This window comes from Candidatus Benthicola sp. (assembly GCF_058719085.1).
Map to the genome: position 1 here is coordinate 1 of NZ_JBZQEK010000017.1, position 21,558 is coordinate 21,558.

The following is a 21,558-nucleotide window of genomic DNA, read 5'->3' on the forward strand; positions in this document are numbered from 1 at the left end:
CACGAAGCAGGGGCCGGAATCGAACTTCCAGATCGCGGACTTCATGGGCGTCTTCATCGTCCCCGGCCCGCCGGGACCGCCCGGACAGCAGAGCACCTACGCTCACATCGCTTCGTTCCAGGGCCTGCCCGGAGGTGGCGGGCCATCGATCGGGCCCCTGGTCCGGTCGGTACAGATCGTCGAGTAGCGGGGTCGAGAGCGGCGCGGATCGGACGAATCGGAGATCGGGAGGTCGGTGCTTTCAGGAGCGCCGACCTCTCCGTGCATCGAGAAGCATCGCAACGATCAAGCCGGCCGCTGCGACGGCCGGTGACCAGCGCAGTCCCTCGACGATTCCGTTGAGGATCGGGGAATCGCTGAACGACCGGGCGAGGAAGAGAGAGAGGAAGGCCGCGCCGCCCGCGACTGCGGCCCCGAGGCACCCGAGTCGGGCTCTCCTGCGCGACTCGGGGCGATGGCCCGACACGGCGAGCCACCCGAGGTATCCGGAGGCCACCGCGAACGGCGCTCCCCACGACCAGAAGAACGCCGGGTCCGTCGCGCCGCCCCACCACATACCGCTGGCGAGCAGGGCGTCCACCGCCACCCAGGCGCTGAGCGCCGAGCCCACCGCGGCGGCCGCGCGGGGTCCGGCGCGCGCAGGTTTCGGTTCCCTTCCGCTCACCCCGGCCCGTCCCTCCCCTGGCTGCGCCGTCTTCCTTCGCAAGACGGACACGAAGGCATTATCCTTCCATTTCTCTCATCGTCCCGGAGGTTGCGGCCATGACCGGACAGCCGACTGACGTCGGTTCGGAAACGGCTCGGAAGACCCCATCGTCGGTCAGCGGCCGACCCCGCCCCGTCGTGCTCGGCGTCGCCGGTGGAAGCGGGTCCGGCAAGACCACGGTCGTCCGGAGGATTCTGGAAGGTCTCGATCCCATGTCGGCCAGCCTGCTGCATCACGACTCCTACTACCGGGACGATCCGGGTCTCACGCTGGAGCAGAGGGCCGCCATCAACTACGACCACCCCGACAGCCTCGAGACGTCGCTCATGGCGGAACACGTGCGACGGCTTCTCGTCGGGGAGGCGGTCGAGGTGCCCGAGTACGACTTCACGACGCACCGACGGCTGGCTCAGACGCGCAGAGTCGAGCCGCGCCCTCTCATCATCATCGATGGGATACTGGTCCTCGCCGAAGCCGAGCTGCGGGAGCTCATGGACATCCGGGTCTTCGTGGACACGGACGCGGATATCCGGTTCATTCGCCGGCTGGGCCGCGACACGAAGAAGCGCGGTCGAACCGTGGAGTCCGTGGTTCGTCAGTACAAGCTCACCGTGCGACCGATGCATCTGGAATTCGTGGAGCCGAGCCGCAGACACGCGCACATCATCGTCCCGGAGGGCGGGAAGAACGAAGTCGCCATCGGGATGCTGGTGGCCCGCCTTCGATATCTGGTCGCCCGCGGCAGCTGAGCGTCCTTTCGAAAGATCTCGGGTCGCTCGGCCAAGGTGGGAGCCCGGCTCAGCCACCCGCGTCGATCTTCGCCCTCGTTTTGAGGAGCTGAAGGCGGCTGCTCACCACATCCTCCTCCGTGTCCGCCACGCGACCTCGCCAGTCGGCTCGCGTCTTCTGGGCCTCGAGGGTTCTCTTCTCCAGCTCGTTCACCCTCCGCTCGAGGCGGCGCAGCTGCTCCACACTCGCCCCGCCGCCCCGGGATCGCAGTTCCTGACGCGCGCTCGCCAGCTCGAGCTCGAGCTCGGCCGCCCGACGGGTCTCCTCGGCGAGTCGGAAAGCCGACTCCCAGCCCTCGATCTCCCGCCGCCGCAGGTCCCGCCTCTTCTCGAGCAGCTCTTTCGCTCCCTCGGCGAGCTTCTTGTCGGTCTCCAGGATCGTCACATCCGCATCGCGACCGTCGCTCTTCGCCACCTTGATCCTGGCCTTGATCGCGTCGATCTCCCTCTTCTGGGCTTCGAGCTGGTCGCGCGCGAGCCGTTCCAGTCTCTCGGCTTCCCGTTTCTCCGACTTCGCCCTCTCCTCCGCATCCTTGCTCGTCTCGATGTCTGCGAGGATCTCCTTCTCGGCTCGAAACGGCACCAGAACGAGGAACTCATCCAGAGCGAGACGCATGTTCTCGGCGCGCTCCATCTCTGCGGGCGACTCCTGCTCGCCGTCGCGCTGCCCGGTCGTATCGGAGCTGGAAGGCAGACGGGTCGAGAACGGCTGCTGGGCCTGAACGGGGGGGGCGATCGCCAGCGCGACGATCGTCAGCGTAAGAATCCTGCGGCACATGGATGACCTCCGGTACGTATGAGTCCCAGGATTCGGGGCACCGTCGGTCGCCGCTGCCCGCGCACGCCGCCGCCCACATCCCTCTCCGCCCACGGAAGACCCGCCGCCCACGATCCCCGATCCGTCTGAACATACTACCCGGCCCACCGGATTGCGTTGCTCCGGCGCCTCAGCCCGTCCGACGATCGTCCACCAGCATGCCGTCCCGCAGCTCGATGATGCGACGGCCGTATCCGGCGACGACGTCGTCGTGGGTCACCTGGACGATCGTCGTGCCCGCCCGGTTGACCTCCGTCAGGAGCTCCATGATGTCCCGGGCCTGGGAGGAGTGGAGGCTGCCCGTTGGCTCGTCCGCGAGGATCACGGTCGGAGAGGCAATCAGCGCCCGGGCCACGGCCACCTGCTGCTGCTGGCCGCCCGACAGCTGGCTCGGGTAGAGATCCTTCTTGGCGACGATCTGAAACCGGTCGAGCATGTCGGCCACGATCGCCTGCCTCTCGCCACGCGGAACGTTCCGGTAGGAAAGGGGGATGTCGAGGTTCTCGGCGACCGTGAGATCGTCGAGCAGGTGAAACTGCTGAAACACGAAGCCGATGTTCTCGCGTCCGAGCGCCTGCCGCTGCTTCGGTTTCAGGGCGTGTACGGCCTCGCCGCGGAACACGAACTCGCCCCCGAACTCCCCGTCGAACATGCCGAGGATGTTGAGAAGAGTGCTCTTGCCCGCTCCCGACGGCCCCATCACGGTGACGAACTCGCCCGGCTCGACGCGAAACGAGATCTGGCGTAGCGCGAAGGTCTGTCCGCCCCGGTACTCGAAGGCCTTCTCTACGTTGCGAAGGTCGATCAAAGCCATATCTACTTGCCCTTGCAGGTTCGGCGGTGTCTCTTTGCGAGGCGCCGTTCAGGCGCCTGGACCCGTTCACGACAAGAGGTGACGCTTATCAGTACCCAACATACGGACCCCGGCGCCACGCCGGCGGACTCGCCCGTCGCACCGGCTTTGGATCCGGGAGCGCCCTTCGCCGCCCTCGGGCTCGCACCGCTGCTGGTCGAAGCCCTGGTCAACGTGGGCTACAATCAACCTACGGAAATCCAGCGCCTCGCGATTCCCGCCGCGCTCTCCGGCTCCGACGTCCTCGGAACGGCGCACACCGGAACCGGAAAGACGGCCGCGTTCACGCTGCCGATGATTCAGCGGCTGGCCGCGGGCCAACCGAGCGATCACCCGCGAGGAATGGTGATCACTCCGACCCGGGAGCTCGCGCAGCAGATCGGTGAAGCGGTGCGTCGCTACGGCGCCACCTCTTCCATCGAGGCCGTCGTCGTGCACGGTGGCACGCGAATGGGTCCCGAGATCGCGGAGATCAAATTCGGCTGTGACGTCCTGATCGCCACACCCGGCCGGCTTCTCGATTACCTCGAGCGGGGCGTCGTCAAGCTGGACCGGGTCGAAGTGCTCGTTCTGGATGAGGCCGACCGCATGCTGGACATGGGCTTCATCGACGATGTGAAGGAGATCGTAGCCGCCACCCCGCGCGAACGGCAGACCCTGCTTTTCTCTGCCACCATGCCCCGGGGTATTATCGGCCTCGCCACCGACCTGATGCGGGATCCGGAGCGCATCAGCGTCGGCCTCGAATCCGCTGCCGAGGGCATCCGCCAGGTCGTCTACCCGGTGGACTGGCCCAAGAAGCACGAGCTGCTTCTCCACATCCTCGGACAGTGGACGACCGGCCAGGTGCTCGTGTTCACGCGCACGCGGGATACGGCCGGCTACCTGGCCGACTTCCTCGCGGCCCGTGGTCTCCCGGTGGTCGGGATGCACGGCGCCATGCAGCAACGAGAGCGGGACCGGAACCTCAAGGCGTTCCGTGAAGGAGAGAAGAGGATCCTCGTGGCCACCAACGTCGCGGCCCGCGGGCTCGACATTCGTGGTATCGAGCACGTCATCAACTTCGACGCGCCCGAGGACCCGCGGGACTACGTGCACCGGGTCGGTCGCACCGCCCGGGGCGATGCGACCGGCGAAGCCTATACCCTGGTGGCCCCGAACGACTGGCAGGCCCTCAGGCAGATCGAGAATCTCACCGGCGAGGCCATTCCGAGAGAGTTCGTCGCGGGCTTCGAGCCGAGCTCGGCGCCTCCCGACGCGCACATCGTGGCACGCCCGTCGGAAGACGAGGAGCCACAGCCTGAGCGATCCGCGCTGACGCGAGGACGCCGGCGACGTTGATCGACGGCCGCGCGCCGCACAGTCCAACACGGGCGACGGCCGGAATGCGAGCGGGCCGCCGCCTCATTAAGATTAGGATCGTCGAGTCAAGCGGCCCGGTCCCATCCTCCGGCGCCGCTCAACCGTGGCGCTGAGCGCCTTTGTCCGGCCCGAAACAACCCGAGCGAGACCATGATCGAGGAACTCTACACGCCGGAGCAGATCGAACTGCGGAACCGTGCTCGCGAGCTGGCCGAGACGGTCATGCGTCCCGTCGCCGCGAAGTACGACGTCGAGCAGACGTATCCGTGGGAGGTACAGCACGCGATCCGCGACGCCGGGTTGTCCGGCGTGTGGATCCCCGAGGAGTACGGCGGATTGGGCGGGGGCGTCCTCGAGCTCTGCCTGGTCGTCGAGGAGTTCTCGCGCGCGTGCGGGGGAATGGGCGTCGGGTTCGCCGTGAACGCGCTCGGGTCCTTCCCCATCCTCGTCGGCGGGACCGACGAGCAGAAAGAGCGGTGGCTTCCCGGAATCGCGGCCGGAGAGAAACTGATCGCGTTCGGTCTGTCGGAGAAGGAGGCCGGCTCGGACGCGGGCTCCATGACCACACGGGCCGAGAGGGATGGCGACGAGTACATCCTGAACGGCGACAAGAAGTGGAACACCGGCGGCGCCGTGGCGAGCTACAACACGATCTTCGCGGTGACGGAGCCGGACCGCGGCGCACGCGGCATCTCCGCCTTCGTGGTCGAAGAGGACACCCCCGGCTACACGGTCGGTAAGCACGAAGACAAGATGGGCATCCGGTGCGTCCCGGTGGTGGAGATCCATCTCGAGGACTGCCGGGTCCCGGCCGACAACCTCCTCGGAGGATCCGAGGGGCGCGGCTTCAAGCACGCCATGATCACGCTCGATCGGGCCCGGCCCGGCGTGGCGGCCCAGGCCGTCGGCCTGGCCCAGGGGGCACTCGATCTGGCGCTGCAGTACACGCACGAGCGCAAGCAGTTCGGTCAGTCGATCAGCTCGTTCCAGGGCGTCCAGTGGATGCTGGCCGACATGGCCACCCAGGTCGAGGCCGCGCGCCAGCTGGTTCACCACGCGGCCCGGGTGATCGATTCCGGGGCGAAGAACATCACGCGGGCCTCCGCCATGTGTAAGCTCATGGCGACCGATGTCGCCATGAAGGTGACGACCGACTGCGTGCAGCTGTTCGGCGGCTACGGATACTGCAAGGACTATCCGATCGAGAAGTACATGCGCGACGCCAAGATCACGCAGATCTACGAAGGGACCAACCAGATCCAGCGGCTGGTCATCGCCCGCGCTCTCATGCGGGAAGCCGCCTCCGGAGGCTGATCACAGCCGACGCCGCACGGCCCCGCGCGCAACCCGGGCGCGCGGGGCTTCGTATTGAACTCCATGAATGGCGATCGAACGAAGGGACCACTGAGCCCGGATGCGGCGGCTCGCCAGGCACTTCGCGTGGCGCTCGCCGAGGTGCTCGTGGTGGCCGACAACTGGCGGCACCATCACCGGCATGCGGCACCCGGCAGCGGCATGGCCGAGGCGGCCGAGATCCTGTCGCAGATCCTGGGGCTTCTGGCGGAGCGGGCCCGCGGGGCGCTCGACGCGGATGGCGCGAACGTGGATGCCCTGATCGAGTGGGCGCTCGCCGACATCGCCGACGAGCTCACCTGAAGATCGGCTGATGCGGATGCACGACGGCCCCTCCCGATCCGCGCGAGAGGGGCCGCGTGGGACGCGGTGGCGCTGCGGGAATCAGCTACCCGGCGGGAAGTCCTTCATCATTTTCTGGACGCCCTCATTGATGATCGACTGCCGCTCCTCCGGAGAGCGACTCTGATCGAGGTCGGTCGTCGCGGTGCCCGTCCACACCAGGTTCTTGGTGCTGGTGTCGAAGATCCCGACCACGAGCGAGCCCTCCTGCCAGGTCGTCTCGTAGGTCGTGCTGGTGCCCATGCCCATGCCCCAGCCACCCCAGTAGTAGCCGCCGCCCCACCCGGTGTTCACGGTATTGTAGGATCGGCGCTCCGACGTGGTCACCTGGTATCCCACCGCCAGGTCCGCACCGGAGTCGAGCTTCTTCAGTCCCTTGGTCGCCAGCTCGGAATCGATGGCCGAGGTGATGCGCGAGTTCGTGATCGCGTCGACGTTGTCGCCCTCGGTGTCGTGCCACTGATAAGTCGAAAACTGCGAGAAGTTGACCGACGGGTCGTAGTCGGTCGATGTGGAAATTCCGCTGCAGCCGGTCAGGAACAGCACCGCTCCGGCGGCAACGAGGGCAGAGTGTCGCATTTCCGTCTCCTTGGTGGTCCGGTTCGCGCGTCGATCGCGCAAGCTACCGCTGGCCCGAGGGTCCGGCTACCTCCTACGCCTCGTCCCCGGCTCCGGTTCCCGGCACAACGCCAGGTATCGATCGGCGATCAGCGAGACCGAGAAACGCTCGTAGTGTTGCGGCTCGATTCGCGGCGGCTCGGTCAGCACGCGGTCGAGTGCCTCCGTCAGGCTCTCGGGCGTCAGATCGGCCAGGCCGGTGGCCAGTCCGCCCGTGAGGATCTCGTCGGGCCCGTGCGGACACCGGGTGCTGACGGCGGGGGTTCCGCAGATCAGCGATTCCACCAGGACCCGGCCGAAGCCTTCGTGATCCGAAGCCAGGATCGATGCCCGCGCGTGCCTCAGGAAAGGATACGGGTTCGGTTGGAAGCCGACGAACTCGACTCGATCATGGATGTCGAGCGCCTCCGCCTGCTGCCGGATGGCACGAACGCGATCCGGCGGTCCGGTACCGACGAGCACCAGCTTTCCCGAGTACGAGGCACGCGCAAAGGCGGCGAGCAGGCGATCGTGGCGCTTCTGTGGATCGAAGCGACCCACGCTGACGAGGAAGTCTTCCCTCGTGAACGGGCAGGGCTCGTCCGCCAGGCGCCGGATGGCCTCCACGTCGAATGGATTGGGAATGACCTCCAGCCGGGCCGCCGAGATACCGAGGTCGCTGACCAGGTCCCTCCCCACACCCTCCGAGATGGCGATCACCTTCCGTCTCTCGTACGTGCGCCGGAGTCTCGCACGCCTTCTCGCTCGCTTGAGGGCGCCGACCCCATCGAGCTGCTCCACCGAGAGAGCGTTGGCCACCCGGTACCACGCCTCGTCCGAGAGCACGCTGGCCGCCACGATCCGATCGGTCGTGAGCAAAGTGGAAACGGCGAGGTCCGGTTCGGGCCGGCCCGCCAGCGCCCGATCCAGCTGTCGTGCCCGGCGGGAGATCTCGCCGATCCTGCGGAGCGCCCGGGTACGGGAATCGTACACGGGAACCAGTTCCACCGCCGGGGGGATCGGGTAGACCTGCTCCGCCCTGAGGCTCGCCACGGCGACCTGATGGCCACGACCGGCCAGCTCGGCAGCCACCGTGAGGAGGCTCTTCTCCGCCCCTCCGCCGGCCAGCCCATCCACCACGAAGAGGACACTCCTGTGCTCGCCCGGGAAGCTCACCGGCCCTTTCCGTCTCCGGCCGCGCAGGCGGCCCCGTACGCCCTGGCCAACCACTGGAGGAGCGTGCCGCCTGCCTCCTGCGGACATCGGCCGATCGCCACGATGCCGTCCTCGTGTCCGCCCATGGCCAGAATCCGCCGCTCGGGGAAGACGGATTCCCGGTAGAGCCGGGACACCTCGGCCGCCATTCCCGGCGTGCCGTACGGAACCGAGGGGTCCGTCTCCGGCAAGCCGAGCTCGCGCCTGCGTCGCCACAGGACCGGGCTGTGCGCGTGGAGCACGCACTGAACGACAGGGCTGGCATCGTACGCCGCCGCATGCGTCATCGACTCCGAGGAAGGCAGCAGGAGTCCGTGACTCGTCACGCGGTTCGCCGAACAGTCGTAGGACTCGACGACTGCGAATTCCGAGATGCCGATGGCACGCCGCCCCGAGGTCTGCGAGCCCGTGATGAGGAACGAACGCCGTCCGATGGCTGCGCCCCTGGGTCCCGTCCGGATACTCACGTTGCCGTATCCGGCGCCGTCATACCGGCCCGGCTCCTGACCCACGAGCCCGGTGAGGGCCATGATCTCCCGCCAGGCCACCAGCTCGCATACACGCTCTCCGTAGCGCCGCGCGTCCAGCGCGCGATGCTCGTGGTCCGCTTCGAACTGGATGACACCTTCGTGGCCCATGTCGGGTCCGGGATCGGGTTCGACGAGTGTGAAGCAGGATCCGCTTCCTCGCGGCCCGGCGCAACCGCGCCCGTCGCCAGGGTGGCACGTGATCGACACCCGGGGATGTGGTCGGCGGAGCACCGGCGTATACTGCACCCATGACGATTCGCGCCGCAGTGATGGTCGCCCCCCGCCAACCGGTCGAGATCTGGGACCTCGACGATCCGAAGATCGAGCCCGGCGGCGTGCTTCTCGAGACGGTGGCCAGCGAGGTGTGCGGAACCGATGTGCACCTGAGCCACGGCCGGCTGGCGGGCGTTCCGTACCCGATCGTTCCCGGCCACATCAGCGTGGGCCGGGTCGCAGAGACCGGTGGGGATGTGACCGATTTCGCCGGCGACTCCCTCGACGTCGGGGACCTGGCGACCTTCTACGACGTGCACGAGACCTGCAACCGGTGCTGGTACTGCCTCGTGGCGAAGCAGCCTAACCGGTGTCCAAGCCGTCGCGTCTACGGCATCACCTACTCGGCCCACGAGGGACCGCTGGGCGGGTGGGCGGAGCGCATCTATCTCAAGCCGGGCGTTCACATCTTCAAGCTGCCCGGAGATCTGGAGCCGGATGACGTGATCGGGGGTGGCTGCGGCTGGTTCACCGGCTTCGCCGCGGTCGATCGCAGCCGCATGCGGATCGGCTCGACCGTGCTCGTTCAGGGCACCGGACCGGTCGGTCTCTCGGCCGTCGCTCTCTCGGCCCTCGGGGGCGCGTCCCTCGTGATCGCCATCGGCGACCCGGGCGCCCGGCTCGACCTGGCCCGGCAACTGGGCGCCGACATCTCGCTCTCGGTGAGCGAGGACGCGCCGGCGGAGCGGGCCGCGGCCGTTCGAAACCTGACCCGGGGCCGGGGCGTGGACGTGGCGATCGAGGCGTCCGGAAGCCCGGCCGCCGTCCCCGAGGCGCTGGCGCTGCTCCGCGATGGGGGCACTTACGTGATCGCGGGCCACTACACGGACACCGGAACGGCGACGATCAACCCGCACATCGACATCAACCGCCGGCATGCGGACATCCGGGGACAGTGGGGAACGGAGGTCGGTCACGTCTACCGCGCCCTCGAGATGCTTTCCCGCCACCGCGAGACGTTGAAGCTGGCGCGCATCATCGGGGGACGTTACGGGCTCGACGGAGCCGAGCGGGCCCTCGCCGATGTGGGAGCCTTGCGGATCACCAAGGCCATCATCGAGCCCTGAGCCCGGCGGGGCGGGCTCGGGACGCGCCCCACCCGGCTGCTCGGCTCGGCTACTCGATCGGAATTCTCTCCTGCGCCGTCACCCACAGCACCTCGTTCAGGGACGGGTGCCGGAGCAGCAGCTCCGCCCCCTTCTGCCGCAGCCGTTGCTCGGTGAATCCCATGACGACCAGATCCGCCTCCGAGGACTTCGCCTGCACCAGGCTGGTGAAGTCGATCTGATCGTCCGTGCCGATGATCTGCACCTTCCGCGGCGAAATCGGGATCCGGCCCTCGCGAATCATCGTATGCAGCTCTTCCGTCCGCTCGCGAACCTGGGTCCTCGGATAGGCGGCGAAGATCTTCAGCTCCGCATGACTCCAATCCGGATGGCCGAGCAGGATGTAGGAGAGCAGAATCATCAGGTTGGCATTTCGGGCGTCATGCCACGTCAACCACACGTGTATGTTGGCGCGATTGCCGAAGTGGTGGTCCGTGTGCCGGAGCACCAGGCCGTCCATGTCGGCGCTGCATGCGAGGAAGACGCCGGCCCGGGCCTCCTCGACCACTTCGACTTCGTCGTGCTCCGAGAACTCGAACAGGATCGTGTTGTTCTCCACCCCCGCGATTCCCGGCGCCTGCAGAGTCTGCGCGAGGGCCGAGCGCATCGACGGACTGACCATCGTGTCCACGAACACTCCGCTCGGGCGCTGGGACGCCGTTCGGATCAAACGACGCAGGATCTTGCGGCTCTCGCGGTACGTCTGCTCGTTCAGCAGCCCCTGGATGTAGTGCAGATAGGTCCCGAACCCGTACCGGTGACACAGCCAGGAGAGCATCTGGAGAGGCGCCGAGCGATCGAACGTCCGCCCGGTGATCATGATGATGCTGGGGCGCCACTCGGCGGGCGGGGTCTTCTGCAGATGGATCTGCATGTTCCGCGTCGCCTGCGTCATCACCCCCTGGAAGATCGTTCCGATCCCCTCCTGTCCCCTGCCACCGGTGAGATCGATCGTCTTGTAGAGCGCAGCCATGATCACGATCGCCGCCACCGCGTACACGGGATCCATCTGGAACATCAGGAGGAGGCACATCACCGCGCCCAGCAGGCTGATGGGCCACTTCGTGCGGAAGGCGGGACGGTAGGAGGGCCGTGCCGCGAAGTGCTCCAGGAAGCTGATCGCGCAGAGCGATCCGTAGGTGACCATGAAGAACATCGAGATGATCCGGGCCACGAAATCCACGTTGCCGAGAAGCACCACGAAGAGGGCGATCGCTCCCGTGACGATCGTCGCGTTTCGGGGCTCGTTCGCCTTTCCGACGCCCGCCGAGAGCATCTCGGCGATCCCCCGGCCGGGAAGGATCCGGTCCGCGGCCAGGGCCTGCAGGGTACGGGGAGCGACGAGAATGGAACCGATGGCCGAGGAGACGGTCGCCGCCGCGAGCCCGATCGGGATGATCGGCCCCCAGAGCGCGATGTCCGCCATGACGAGCCGGCCGGTGTCCCCCAGCAGCTCCGGGGGTGCCGAGGAGGCCAGCTTCCAGGCCACGAGCACGTACGAGATCATGCCGACGACCGTGGCGGAGAGGATCCCGAGCGGGATCGACCGTCGCGGATTGGCGAGATCGCCCGAGAGCCCCACCCCCGCCGTCATCCCGGTGAAGGCCGGGAAGACGATGGCGAACACGACGATCAGGGGGTCCGCATCGGCGAACCCGCTGGAGAGGATCATTTCACCGGTTCCCTCGACGGGCCGGCCGAGAAAGAAGAGCAGAAGCGCCACTCCCAGCACGGACACGACGATCCACAGCGCGGTGACGCCGAGGTCGGCGCCCCGGGTGAGCATCAGCACGACCAACACCATCAGCGCCGGGACCGAGATGATGCGAAGGTCCAGGGGGATGCCCAGGAGGCTCTCGAAAGCCGGAGCCAGAGGCCGAAACGCCTCCGCGAATGCGATGATGTAGAACGCCACCGAGATGGCCTGGGAGAGGAACAGCGCCACCCCGATCGCGCCCCCGATCGTCGTCCCGAAGGAACGAGAGATGATGTAGTACTCGCCACCGCCTTCGACCCGCCGGTTCGTGGCGATCTCCGCGATCGCCAGGGCGGTGGGTATGGTCACGGCGTGGCCGAGCAGGACGATCAGAAGCGTGCCGAGGAAGCCCACGTTCGCCACGGAATATCCGAAGCGAAGGAAGAGGATCGCGCCGAGGATGGTGCTGATGCTGGCCAGAAAGACGGGCGCGGTGCCGAAGCCGTGGCCTCGCGGCGCCTCCTTCGATGGACTCCGTTGCTGGGTCGGTGAAGACACGGCCGGCGACTCCCCTGGTGCTCGAGTGCTGCCCTCGCGACGCGCGGAGCAGGTCCGGATCCCGAGCTACAATCGCACGCATCCAAGGCATTCCGTCAAGGTGGGCTGCGCCGGCATGCAGGAAGTGGCGCCCGAATTCACCCGTGACCGTGAGTGTGAGAGATCACGTGGCTGCCGCGTTCGGCGAGCGGTAGATTTCGAGGGGTTCGAGCGTTCGCTCGCCTCACCGTTTTCGGGTCGAGGTCCACGGAGTGGTCATGACGTCTGAGGATCCATCGTTTCCAAGCCTCCTGGACGGCGCCGTCGCGCCTCCACTTCCGATCACGGATGAGCTTCAGGAATGCCGGAGGATCGCGGCCGATCCGGACAGCGATCTCGAGAGCCGGCTCGAGGCGTACGAAGATCTGATCGCGTCGGAAATCGGCGACACCCGACTGCACCGGGCGCGGAACCTCGAGCGCGAGTCCGGCATCCGCCAGCTGTTCCTGAAGTTCGAGGGAGGAAACCCGACCGGTACCCAGAAGGATCGCATCGCCTTCGCCCAGGTGCACGACGCCATGCGGCGCGGTTTCGACGCCGTAGCCGTGGCGACCTGCGGGAACTACGGGGCCGCCGTGGCCTTCGCCGCTTCCCTCGCAGGGATCCGGTGCCTGATTCACATCCCGGATGGGTACCGCACGCGCCGGCTGGAGGAGATGGCCGCCGGGGGCGCGGAGATCCGCCGCGTTCGAGGAGACTACGAGGCCGCCGTCGTCGCCTCGAAGGCCGCGGCGGTGAGCGACGAGCTGTACGATGCGAATCCCGGCGGAGCGAACACGCTCCTGCAACTGGTGGCCTACGGGGAGATCGCGAACGAGATCTACGACGAGCTGCGCGACGCGCCGGCCGCGGTGGCCGTTCCGGTGTCAAACGGTACCACCCTGGCAGGCATCTACCGGGGCTTCGCCACCCTGTATCGACGCGGCAAGACGTCACGCATCCCCCGGATCATCGGTGGATCTTCGCACGGAAAGAACCCGATCGTCCGGTCCTTCCTCAAGGGACACGACGAATGCGAAGACCTGGATCCGGAGACGGTCCGGGAGACCGAGGTCAACGAGCCGCTCATCAACTGGCACTCCTTCGACGGCGACTGGGCCCTGCAGGCGATCCGCTCCTCGTCCGGGTTCGCCGCGGACGCCAGCGACCGGGAGATGTTGAGGCAGGCCCGGGTAGTCCGAGAGCGCGAGGGACTGAGCGTGCTTCCCGCCTCGACCGCGGGGCTCTCGGTTCTGTTGCAGCACCACGCCCAGACCCCGCTTCCGGGAGACCGTTACGTGGCGGTTCTGACCGGTCGCCGCTGAGCCCCGGGAGAGACGATGCCTGAACCGAACCAAACCCCGATCGATGGCAACGCCGTCGTCTACTGTGACGGAGCCTTCACGAACACCTACGGAAAGACCGCGCACGGTCTCGTCCGGCGTACCCGTCGCTACCGGGTGACCGCCGTGATCGACTCATCCGTCACCGGACGTGATGCCGGCGAGGTTCTGGACGACGCGCCGAACGGCATCCCCCTGGTGGCCAGCCTGGCCGACGCTCTGCGAGTGTCCCGAGAGGCCGGGGCACCGGCGACGCATTTCGTCATCGGCATCGCACCGGACGGTGGACGGCTTTCGGCCCCGATCCGTTCCGCCATCGAGGAAGCGTTGAACGCGGGATTGAACGTGGACTCGGGCCTGCACGACTTCCTGAACGAAGACCGCGCGCTGTCCCGCCTGGCCGTGGAGAAGGGCGTTCGGCTGCGCGACGTGCGTGCGACGCCTCCCCGGTCGGAGCTTCATGCGTGGACGGGTAAGATCGGCGAGGTCGATTCGTACCGGGTCGCCATCCTCGGCACGGATTCGGCGATCGGGAAACGTACGACGGCCTGGATTCTCGTGGAGGCGCTCGAGCGGCTGGGCCGCTCGGCGGAGATGGTCGGCACCGGGCAAACCGCCTGGATGCAGGGCGCGCGCTACTCCATGCTTCTCGATTCCCTGATCAGCGACTTCATGGCGGGCGAGATCGAGCACGCGGTGTGGCTCGCATGGCAGGAGCGGCGCCCCGACGTGATCGTGATCGAAGGCCAGGGAAGCCTCATGAACCCGGCTTATCCAGGGGGATACGAGATTCTGGCGGCCGCCCGCCCGGACGCGGTGGTGCTTCAGCATGCTCCAGCGCGAGTGGAGTACGATGGCTTTCCCGGATATCCGCTCGATCCGATCGAGAAACAGATCCAGGCGATCGAGCTCGTGTCCGGCCGACCGGTGATCGCGATCACGATCAACCACGAGAGCCTCGACCGCGAGCAGGTGGCGGCAGCGGCCGAGGACCTCGAGCGGCGCACCGGCCTTCCCGCGATCGACGTCCTGCTGCAGGGCGGCGGACCGCTCGCCGAAGTGGTGCTGGCCAGGATTCGCAGGCGGAGCGTATGACGGATCCTCCGGAGGCATCCCCCATGCTCGAATCGCTGCTCGTCCTGGACCACCTCGAGGTGGGACCGGTCGAGGTCACGTCGCGCGGTCTGAAGGCACGGTATGCAACCACGATCGGGGATCGGACCGATGAGACCGTGCTGGCCTACCGGTACGAAGAGGATGTGTTCGATCCGGCGGACCCGGTGGCGCAGAACCTCGCCACCCTGATCGCGGCACAGGTGGCTCTGAACTACGGTTTGTTCTGCCGCCGGCTCGTGTTCCACGGGCCGCTCGACGAGCACGACCGGACGTTCCTGACGGAGATGGCGGCCAACACGGCGCGAGAGATCTACGTGAACAAGATCCTCAAGCCGAACCCGCTGCTGACCGCGGCGGCGAAGGTGCCGCTGGAGAAGCGCGAGAGCTACCTGCTCTCCGAGCTCGACTTCCCGGACGCCGCGCCCGATCCCGGGCCCGGCTCCGTGGAAGGCTGGAAGACTTCGCGAAACCGGGTGGCCGTTCTCTCGAGCGGAGGGAAGGAAAGCCTGCTGAGCTACGGGCTGCTCAGGGAGATCGGCTACGAGACCCACTCGCTGTTCGTCAACGAGTCCGGTCGCCACTGGTACACCGCCCTGAACGGATTCCGACATCTCAGCGAGACGGACCCCGAGCGCACCGTCCGGGTCTGGACCACCGCCGACCGCGTGTTCAACTGGATGCTCCGGCAGCTCCCGATCGTCCGTCCCGACTATCAGCGCATCCGGGCCGACGAGTACCCCATCCGCCTGTGGACCGTGGCCGTCTTCCTGTTCGGCGCGCTCCCGGTCATGCGGAAGCGAGGCATCAGCCGGCTCATCATCGGGGACGAGCACGACACGACCCGTTCCGCATCGCACCAGGGGATTCCTCACTACGACGGGCTGTACGACCAGAGCCGGTACTTCGACAACGCCCTGTCGTTGTTCTACCGGCGCAAGGGATGGGACATCGCCCAGTTCTCGCTGCTGCGACCTCTCTCGGAGCTCCTGGTGGAGAAGATCCTGGTCGAGCGCTACCCGGAGCTCCAGAAGCACCAGGTGTCGTGTCACGCCGCCTCGGTGAAGGGCGAGCGCACCGTTCCCTGTGGCCGTTGCGAGAAGTGCCGCCGGGTGGTCGCGATGCTGACCGCCATCGGCGGCGACCCGACGAAGTGTGGGTACGGCGCCGAGCAGATCGAGGCGTGCCTCGAGGCCGCGGTCGAGCGAGGGCTTCACCAGGAGTCCGCCGGCGAGAAGCAGCTGCTCTGGATGCTCTCACGTCAGAAGCGATTGCCGCCCGAGCTCGCCTCGCGCGTTCCCAGGGCACCCGGGGCCGGACCCAATCCGGAAGTACTCGCCCTCCGCTTCGAGGATCGACGTTCCCCGATTCAGGCCATCCCCGCGACGATGCGAAGGCCGCTGTACGGGATCCTGCTGGGGCACGCGGATGGTGCGGTTCGGCGATCGGGACGCGCCTGGGAACCGTTCGACCTGATCAACGACCCGGGCCTGGCGCGACCGTACCGGTTCGAGGCGCCATCCAGGACTCCGGACGAAGAGGGCGTCCGACGCTCCACGGCGGCCAGGGACTACCTGCTGGCCGAGCTGACCTGGCCGGAAGCCGAGCGGCGATTGGCCGAGGTCGACATCGCGTTGCTTCCCGTCGGCGCCATCGAGCAGCACGGTCCCCACCTTCCCCTCGACACGGATGCGTGGGACGCCGAGTACATGTGCCGGGAGGTCGCGCGTCGGTGCGCTGAGCCAAGGCCGCTCGTTCTGCCCCTGATTCCGTACGGCGTATCGTACCACCACCAGGACTTTCCGGGCACACTGTCGGTCGGCCCGGACACCCTGGCACGCCTGGTCTACGAGATCGGCATGAGCGCCGCGCGGAACGGCATCAGCAAGCTGATCATCGTGAACGGGCACGGTGGGAACATGCCGACCCTCCAGTACGCGGCCCAGATGATCAACCGGGACGCCCACATCTTCACCTGCGTCGATACGGGGGAGACGAGCGATGCCGACGTGGCACGACTCGCCGAGACCTCCTCCGACGTGCACGCGGGGGAGATCGAGACGAGCACCAGCCTCGCCACCCGGCCAGAGCTGGTGGATGTCACGCGGCTCCGGAAGTTCGTTCCTCGGTTCTCGAGCCGATACCTGGATTTCTCGTCGGAATACGGGGTGGAGTGGTACGCGCACACCTCGCGGATCTCGGAGTCGGGGGTGCTGGGCGACCCCACCAAGGCCACGGCGGAGAAGGGACGCGCCATGTGGGAGGCGATGATCGGGCACCTGACCGACTTCGTGGAGACCCTGAAGCCCCTGTCGCTGGCCGAGATTCACGAGCGAAGGAGCTGAGGCAATCCCCGTGCGCATCCGGAGCGTCGAAGCGTGGCCCGTGGAGCTCGCCCTGTCCGAGCCGTACGAGATCGCCTACGAGACGATCACGTCGGCGCCCAACGTGTTCCTCCGGATCACCACCGACTCGATCGTCGGGTACGGGTGCGCCGCGCCGGACCTCGAAGTGACCGGAGAGGACACATCATCGGTCCTCGACTTCGTGAGGGAGTTCGCGGAACCGGTACTCCGGGGCTCGGACCCGCTCCGCATCGCGAAGCTGCTGGAGGAGCTTCGTGCTCCGTCGGCGGAACAGCCCTCGGCGAGGGCCGCGGTCGACATGGCGCTTCACGACATCCTCGGCAAGGTTGCCGGACTCCCGCTCTGGAAGCTTCTCGGGGGCTACCGGGACCGGATGCGCACGAGCGTCACCATCGGTATTTCACCCGTGGACGAAACCGTCTCACGGGCGCGGGGCTTCATGGAGGCCGGCTTTCGGTGCCTGAAGATCAAGGGTGGGAAGGACCCCGACCTGGATGTGCGCCGGGTGCTGGCCGTACGCGAGGTCGCAGGCCCGGCGATCCAGATCCGATTCGACGCCAACCAGGGCTACACGGTCGAGGACTCGTTGCGTTTCGTGGAGGCCACCCGTGGAGCGAAGCTGGAGGTCCTGGAGCAGCCGACGCCGAAGGGAGAGCCCGACCTGCTGGGTCGCGTCACGGAAGCCGTGCACCTGCCGGTGATGGCGGACGAGAGCCTGCTGACGCTTCGTGACGCGTTTCGGATCGCTCGTCGGGATCTGGCGGACATGGTGAACGTCAAGCTGATGAAGGTCGGTGGCATCGCTGAGGCCCTCGCGATCAACGCGGTCGCGCGGGCCGCTCGTCTCGAGGTGATGGTCGGCTGCATGGACGAGTCGGCCCTCGCGATCGCCGCCGGACTCCATTTCGCGCTCGCCCGGCCCAACGTCGCGTACGCGGACCTCGACGGTCACCTGGACCTGGTGGGCGATCCCGCTTCGGGGGCGGTCGTCCTGAAGGACGGAACGCTGTATCCGCGGGACGCGCCCGGGCTGGGGTTCACGGGAGAGCTGTAGGCGGGCCTAGCGCTTGTGGGGCGCCCGCGCACGATAGGTCGCGGGAAGCAGCCGCACGTTCAGGGTGGCACCGTCCACGACCTTGAGCCGGTCGGCTAGATCCGTGGGCGCCACCAGGACCCAGCGGGCGCTCGGTTCGATTTGACCCGTCTTGGCCTCCTCTTCCGTGACCCCGATCGCGCCGAAGGCGAGCGCCTTCTCCTCCACGATCGCCGGGCACACGGCGATATAGTCCATCGGCTCGACGATCTGTGAGAAGCGCTGCGACAGGTGCTTCGGCAAGGTCAGGAGGAGCGGCTCGGGCGGGGCCACGGGCAGATCCGTCACGCCCACGAGGGTCGGACGCAGGAGCCCCACGCGCCAGTGGGTCCAGAAGTCCGGTCCGAACAGCGTGGAGAGCCACCACGCGGCCCGCTCCATGCCCCCGGTCTCGATGCGCATGCGAGTGGGGATCGACCTCTGGATCTCGCCCAGCGTGCCTATGTCGAGCGCGTCTCTTTCCCAGGCGTACATCGTTCCTCTCAATCACGAATGCCGTTCAACAACAGCTATCGGACAGGCCTACAGCGGGGAGCCCGACTTCTGGCGTCAGTCGTCCTCGGGCGGCGCGGCCGTCGCGGACGAGCGGAAGCCCTCGGGCCGCAGACTCGGATCGACGCGGATGACCTCCTCGGCCGCGCTGTTCGCCACTCGCAACGCGGTCACGGCCTCGTCACGCATCTCGCTGCCCACCGTGCCCATGGCTACGAGCCGATTCAGCGGCTCCCTCTGCTTCTCGATCGCCCGGATGAGCCCAACGATGTGGCGCTTGAGCTTCTCCTGCCTTTCGCGAGAACGTCTCTCTCGCCTCAGGTGGATGAAGACGAGCAGGGTGGCGACGATCCATCCACCGATCCCGAACAGGACTTCCTCCAGACCCATCGCTCCGTCCTTTCAGAACACTCCGGTCGCGCGACTCCGCGCACGCCTCACAAGATAGCCTTGAGCGTTTGACGCTCCAAAGTGCTGTCGGACAGGCTCCATCACGAGTGCTTCAACCGATATCTGGACTCGTCGGGCGTCTGGCAGAAATATCGACTTCTCGTGTGTTCTTGCGACAGTCGACATCATGGCCCCTCTTGAGGATATGAGTGCATGGGCCCCGGGTGACCGCCGTCGTTTGCCGGCGAAAGGACAGACGTTCAGGTCATTCCGCCGAATGCCCGTTCTGTTCTTCTACGCCATTTGGGCCGATCGGTCATGACGCCCCCGGTGCAGCGTTTCGTATCGTTCCTGAAGGACCTGTCAAGGCGGAAGGTCTACAGAGGGACGGCGATCTACGTCGTTTTGGCCACGGGCGGACTGGAATTCCTCGACATTCTGGTCCCGGTCACGCCGCTCCCCGTCTGGAGCGTGAAGGCCTACCTGGTCGGGGCCATCATCGGACTTCCCATGGCCATCGGTCTGGCATGGAGGTACGACGTGACCTCCCGGGGCGTGATCGCCACGGAGCCGAGCTCGGAGGTCGAGGCGGTCGGATCCGACACTGCAAGCGCCTCCGGGCGGGCGGCGACTCGCAGGCACGTGGCCGTATTGCCGTTCGAAAACCTCGGAGATGCCGTCGAAGCGGAACCGTTCGTCATCGGATTGCACGACGACATCCTGACCGAGCTCTCCCGGGTCTCGGGGCTCACGGTGATTTCGCGCTCATCGGTGCAACGCTTCGCTGCGGACGACCGTACTTTGAGCGCACTTTGCGAGGATCTCGGTGTCGGCACGGTCGTGGAAGGAAGGTTGCAGAGTTCGGGCCGTCGGGGCCGATTGAACGTGCGAGTGACCGACCTGCAAACCGGTCGTCAGCTCTGGGCCGACCGTTTTCCCCTGGCGTTCACCACCGAGGACCTGTTCGATGTACAGCGGGAAATCGCTCGACGGATACTGGCGGCGCTTCAGACGCGAGTCACGCCCGAAGAGGAGGAGCGGACGGTCTCTCGACCGACCCGGAGTATCGAGGCCTATCGAGCATTCGCTCGCGGACAGGTTCTGCTCGAGACCTGGTCGAAGCAGACCATGCGGGAAGGGATCACCCTGCTGATGCGGGCCGTGCAACTGGATCCCGAGTACGCACCGGCGTGGGCCCGGTTGGCCGACGCCGTCTCCCTGGTCCGCTGGTACAACTATCCGCCCGTCGAAGGAGCGCCCAGCCCCGAAGAGGCGGTCCGCCGGGCCATGGACCTCGATCCTTACCTCGCTGAGACGCACGTCTCCATGGCGATCATCCTGTCGTCGCGCAAACTACGCGACGGTGCCGGGGCGCTGCGGGAGCTGCGAAAGGCGATCGAGCTGCGACCGAGTTACGCCTATGCGCACATCTGGCTGGCCTGGGTATACCTCCTCATCGGGGAACCGGAGGTAGCGATCGAGCCCGCCGAGCGAGCCGCCGAACTCGACCCTCTTCAGCCCCCGGCCCGCGTATTCCTTTCACAGGTCTACCTGGCCAACGCCCGGTATGAAGAGGCTTTGAGGGAGGCGCGTCGCGGACGGGAGCTACAGCCCGGACAGGCCATCGCTCATTTCCAGGAAGGAACGTCCCTCCACCATATTGGGCGATACCGCGAGGCCCTGAAGGCCTATCGGTGCGCCCTCGATACGTTGCCCCCGGGAGGGCTGGAACCGAGCTCGTCGCAGGTCTACGGCGCCATGGCAGCGACGGCGGCACGGGTGGGCGACCAGGGCGCGGCGGAGACCTTCGCCGAAAGAGTCAACGCCCAGGAGTACCCGTTCTTTTCGGGTCTCGCGCTCGCGGCCCTCGGGCGCGAATCAGAGGCTTTCGACGCCTTCGAACGGGTACGCTCCTGGGACCAGTTCGAGACGGAGGCGCTTCGCTACAACTATCCCGAGATTCTGGGACCCCTTCGCGGCACTCCGCGCTACCGTGATCTGCTGAAGAGCGTGGACCGAAGCTGGGGAAGGGTCTGAAGACCCGGCGGTTCCTTCGGAGTTCGCGTGGTCAGGTACCTAGTTTCCGAAAATCGCGTGAGCGATACTGCCGAAGACGAGCCAGAGGCAATAGGCGGCAAAGCCGAGGAGCAGAAGGCCGGACACCACATCCGACAGTCCCTGGATCGGGTGACGGTACGGCTCCATCGCGTCATCCGTCGTCATGCGGGTTTCCGGCAGCTTCTCTTCCATCTTGAAGGCTCCCCAGCGGGCAGGGTTGGACGTCGGGGCTCGGTCGCATCATAGCCCGGCGCGTCCGTTTCTGCAGTAGCACGGAAGGGTAGATTCCCCGCGGGTACCGCATCGCTCCCGAAGGCGCCTCTTCCTGAAGCGAGTATCGGTCGGCACATCGGACCGGAACGACAACACCCCTTCCCACCGCGCCACTCGCGGAAGAAAGGGGTGCGTCCTTATGCGCCCGGGAAAGGACCCTGCTCCGAGTGTTTTGTTGTACTTTTGGGTGGCAGCTGCTCACCGGATCGAAGCCTC

Annotated in this window: 20 protein-coding genes and 1 pseudogene; 11 read left to right on the plus strand and 10 right to left on the minus strand. The window is 66.9% G+C overall.

Features of this window, described 5'->3' with window-relative positions:
• A pseudogene (locus tag AC36XV_RS01515) lies at positions 1-187 on the plus strand (hypothetical protein); the annotation flags it as partial.
• Positions 188-241: 54 nt separating this feature from the next.
• Here AC36XV_RS01515 and AC36XV_RS01520 read toward each other — a convergent pair.
• Entirely contained in the window at positions 242-664 is a 423-nt protein-coding gene (locus AC36XV_RS01520) for a hypothetical protein (RefSeq protein ID WP_492201913.1), read from the minus strand.
• 98 nt (positions 665-762) lie between these two features.
• Here AC36XV_RS01520 and udk point away from each other — a divergent pair, with 98 nt between their 5' ends.
• Positions 763-1,455: a uridine kinase gene (udk, locus tag AC36XV_RS01525; RefSeq protein WP_492201914.1), complete on the plus strand. Its 693-nt coding sequence runs from the start codon at positions 763-765 to the stop codon at positions 1,453-1,455.
• A 49-nt stretch (positions 1,456-1,504) separates the two neighbouring features.
• Here udk and AC36XV_RS01530 read toward each other — a convergent pair whose 3' ends face one another.
• Positions 1,505-2,272: a hypothetical protein gene (locus AC36XV_RS01530; RefSeq protein WP_492201915.1), complete on the minus strand. Its 768-nt coding sequence runs from the start codon at positions 2,270-2,272 to the stop codon at positions 1,505-1,507.
• A 169-nt stretch (positions 2,273-2,441) separates the two neighbouring features.
• A complete protein-coding gene (locus tag AC36XV_RS01535) occupies positions 2,442-3,119 on the minus strand; it encodes an ABC transporter ATP-binding protein (RefSeq protein WP_492201916.1) in 678 nt (225 codons plus the stop codon).
• 84 nt (positions 3,120-3,203) lie between these two features.
• Between AC36XV_RS01535 and AC36XV_RS01540 the strand changes: the two genes are divergently transcribed.
• The 3 genes from AC36XV_RS01540 to AC36XV_RS01550 all read left to right on the plus strand — a co-directional run bounded on the left by AC36XV_RS01540 (position 3,204) and on the right by AC36XV_RS01550 (position 6,182).
• Positions 3,204-4,505: a DEAD/DEAH box helicase gene (locus AC36XV_RS01540; protein WP_492201917.1), complete on the plus strand. Its 1,302-nt coding sequence runs from the start codon at positions 3,204-3,206 to the stop codon at positions 4,503-4,505.
• A gap of 174 nt (positions 4,506-4,679) precedes the next feature.
• A complete protein-coding gene (locus AC36XV_RS01545; RefSeq protein WP_492201932.1) occupies positions 4,680-5,840 on the plus strand; it encodes an acyl-CoA dehydrogenase family protein in 1,161 nt (386 codons plus the stop codon).
• Positions 5,841-5,903: 63 nt separating this feature from the next.
• Positions 5,904-6,182 (plus strand): hypothetical protein, encoded by a 279-nt coding sequence (locus AC36XV_RS01550; RefSeq protein ID WP_492201918.1) that lies wholly within the window; start codon positions 5,904-5,906, stop codon positions 6,180-6,182.
• A gap of 81 nt (positions 6,183-6,263) precedes the next feature.
• Here the strand turns inward: AC36XV_RS01550 and AC36XV_RS01555 are convergent, their stop codons facing one another.
• The 3 genes from AC36XV_RS01555 to AC36XV_RS01565 form a co-directional block, all read right to left on the minus strand.
• Entirely contained in the window at positions 6,264-6,800 is a 537-nt protein-coding gene (locus tag AC36XV_RS01555; protein ID WP_492201919.1) for a DUF4136 domain-containing protein, read from the minus strand.
• 66 nt (positions 6,801-6,866) lie between these two features.
• Complete coding sequence (locus AC36XV_RS01560; RefSeq protein ID WP_492201920.1) at positions 6,867-7,994, minus strand: glycosyltransferase; 1,128 nt, start codon at positions 7,992-7,994, stop codon at positions 6,867-6,869.
• Complete coding sequence (locus tag AC36XV_RS01565; RefSeq protein ID WP_492201921.1) at positions 7,991-8,671, minus strand: class II aldolase/adducin family protein; 681 nt, start codon at positions 8,669-8,671, stop codon at positions 7,991-7,993. Before AC36XV_RS01565 ends, AC36XV_RS01560 begins: the two co-directional genes overlap by 4 nt.
• A gap of 140 nt (positions 8,672-8,811) precedes the next feature.
• Here AC36XV_RS01565 and AC36XV_RS01570 point away from each other — a divergent pair, with 140 nt between their 5' ends.
• Positions 8,812-9,903 carry a zinc-binding dehydrogenase gene (locus AC36XV_RS01570; RefSeq protein ID WP_492201922.1) on the plus strand — a complete coding sequence of 364 codons (1,092 nt, stop codon included), beginning with the start codon at positions 8,812-8,814 and terminating at the stop codon, positions 9,901-9,903.
• A 49-nt stretch (positions 9,904-9,952) separates the two neighbouring features.
• Here the strand turns inward: AC36XV_RS01570 and AC36XV_RS01575 are convergent, their stop codons facing one another.
• Complete coding sequence (locus tag AC36XV_RS01575) at positions 9,953-12,196, minus strand: APC family permease (RefSeq protein ID WP_492201923.1); 2,244 nt, start codon at positions 12,194-12,196, stop codon at positions 9,953-9,955.
• A gap of 257 nt (positions 12,197-12,453) precedes the next feature.
• Between AC36XV_RS01575 and AC36XV_RS01580 the strand changes: the two genes are divergently transcribed.
• Genes AC36XV_RS01580 through AC36XV_RS01595 form a run of 4 tightly spaced genes read left to right on the plus strand, consistent with a single transcriptional unit; the run spans position 12,454 to position 18,090 of the window.
• The gene (locus AC36XV_RS01580) at positions 12,454-13,539 is read left to right on the plus strand and encodes a pyridoxal-phosphate dependent enzyme (RefSeq protein WP_492201924.1); all 1,086 of its coding nucleotides are present in this window, start codon (positions 12,454-12,456) and stop codon (positions 13,537-13,539) included.
• A 15-nt stretch (positions 13,540-13,554) separates the two neighbouring features.
• Positions 13,555-14,652 carry an N-acetyltransferase DgcN family protein gene (locus tag AC36XV_RS01585; protein WP_492201925.1) on the plus strand — a complete coding sequence of 366 codons (1,098 nt, stop codon included), beginning with the start codon at positions 13,555-13,557 and terminating at the stop codon, positions 14,650-14,652.
• A 23-nt stretch (positions 14,653-14,675) separates the two neighbouring features.
• Positions 14,676-17,015 carry a creatininase family protein gene (locus tag AC36XV_RS01590; RefSeq protein ID WP_492201926.1) on the plus strand — a complete coding sequence of 780 codons (2,340 nt, stop codon included), beginning with the start codon at positions 14,676-14,678 and terminating at the stop codon, positions 17,013-17,015.
• 10 nt (positions 17,016-17,025) lie between these two features.
• A complete protein-coding gene (locus AC36XV_RS01595; RefSeq protein WP_492201927.1) occupies positions 17,026-18,090 on the plus strand; it encodes a mandelate racemase/muconate lactonizing enzyme family protein in 1,065 nt (354 codons plus the stop codon).
• Positions 18,091-18,096: 6 nt separating this feature from the next.
• On the opposite strand, the gene AC36XV_RS01600 is transcribed toward AC36XV_RS01595, so the two are convergent.
• Both AC36XV_RS01600 and AC36XV_RS01605 read right to left on the minus strand, forming a co-directional pair.
• Positions 18,097-18,603, minus strand: a complete 507-nt coding sequence (locus AC36XV_RS01600) for a hypothetical protein (RefSeq protein WP_492201928.1) — start codon at positions 18,601-18,603, stop codon at positions 18,097-18,099.
• Between the two features lie 75 nt (positions 18,604-18,678).
• Entirely contained in the window at positions 18,679-19,011 is a 333-nt protein-coding gene (locus AC36XV_RS01605; RefSeq protein ID WP_492201929.1) for a hypothetical protein, read from the minus strand.
• A gap of 318 nt (positions 19,012-19,329) precedes the next feature.
• Here AC36XV_RS01605 and AC36XV_RS01610 point away from each other — a divergent pair, with 318 nt between their 5' ends.
• On the plus strand, positions 19,330-21,048 hold the full coding sequence (locus tag AC36XV_RS01610; RefSeq protein WP_492201930.1) for a tetratricopeptide repeat protein: 1,719 nt from the start codon (positions 19,330-19,332) through the stop codon (positions 21,046-21,048).
• Positions 21,049-21,087: 39 nt separating this feature from the next.
• Here the strand turns inward: AC36XV_RS01610 and AC36XV_RS01615 are convergent, their stop codons facing one another.
• Positions 21,088-21,261, minus strand: coding sequence for a hypothetical protein (locus AC36XV_RS01615; protein ID WP_492201931.1), 174 nt, complete (start codon positions 21,259-21,261; stop codon positions 21,088-21,090).
• Between the last annotated feature and the right edge of the window lie 297 nt (positions 21,262-21,558).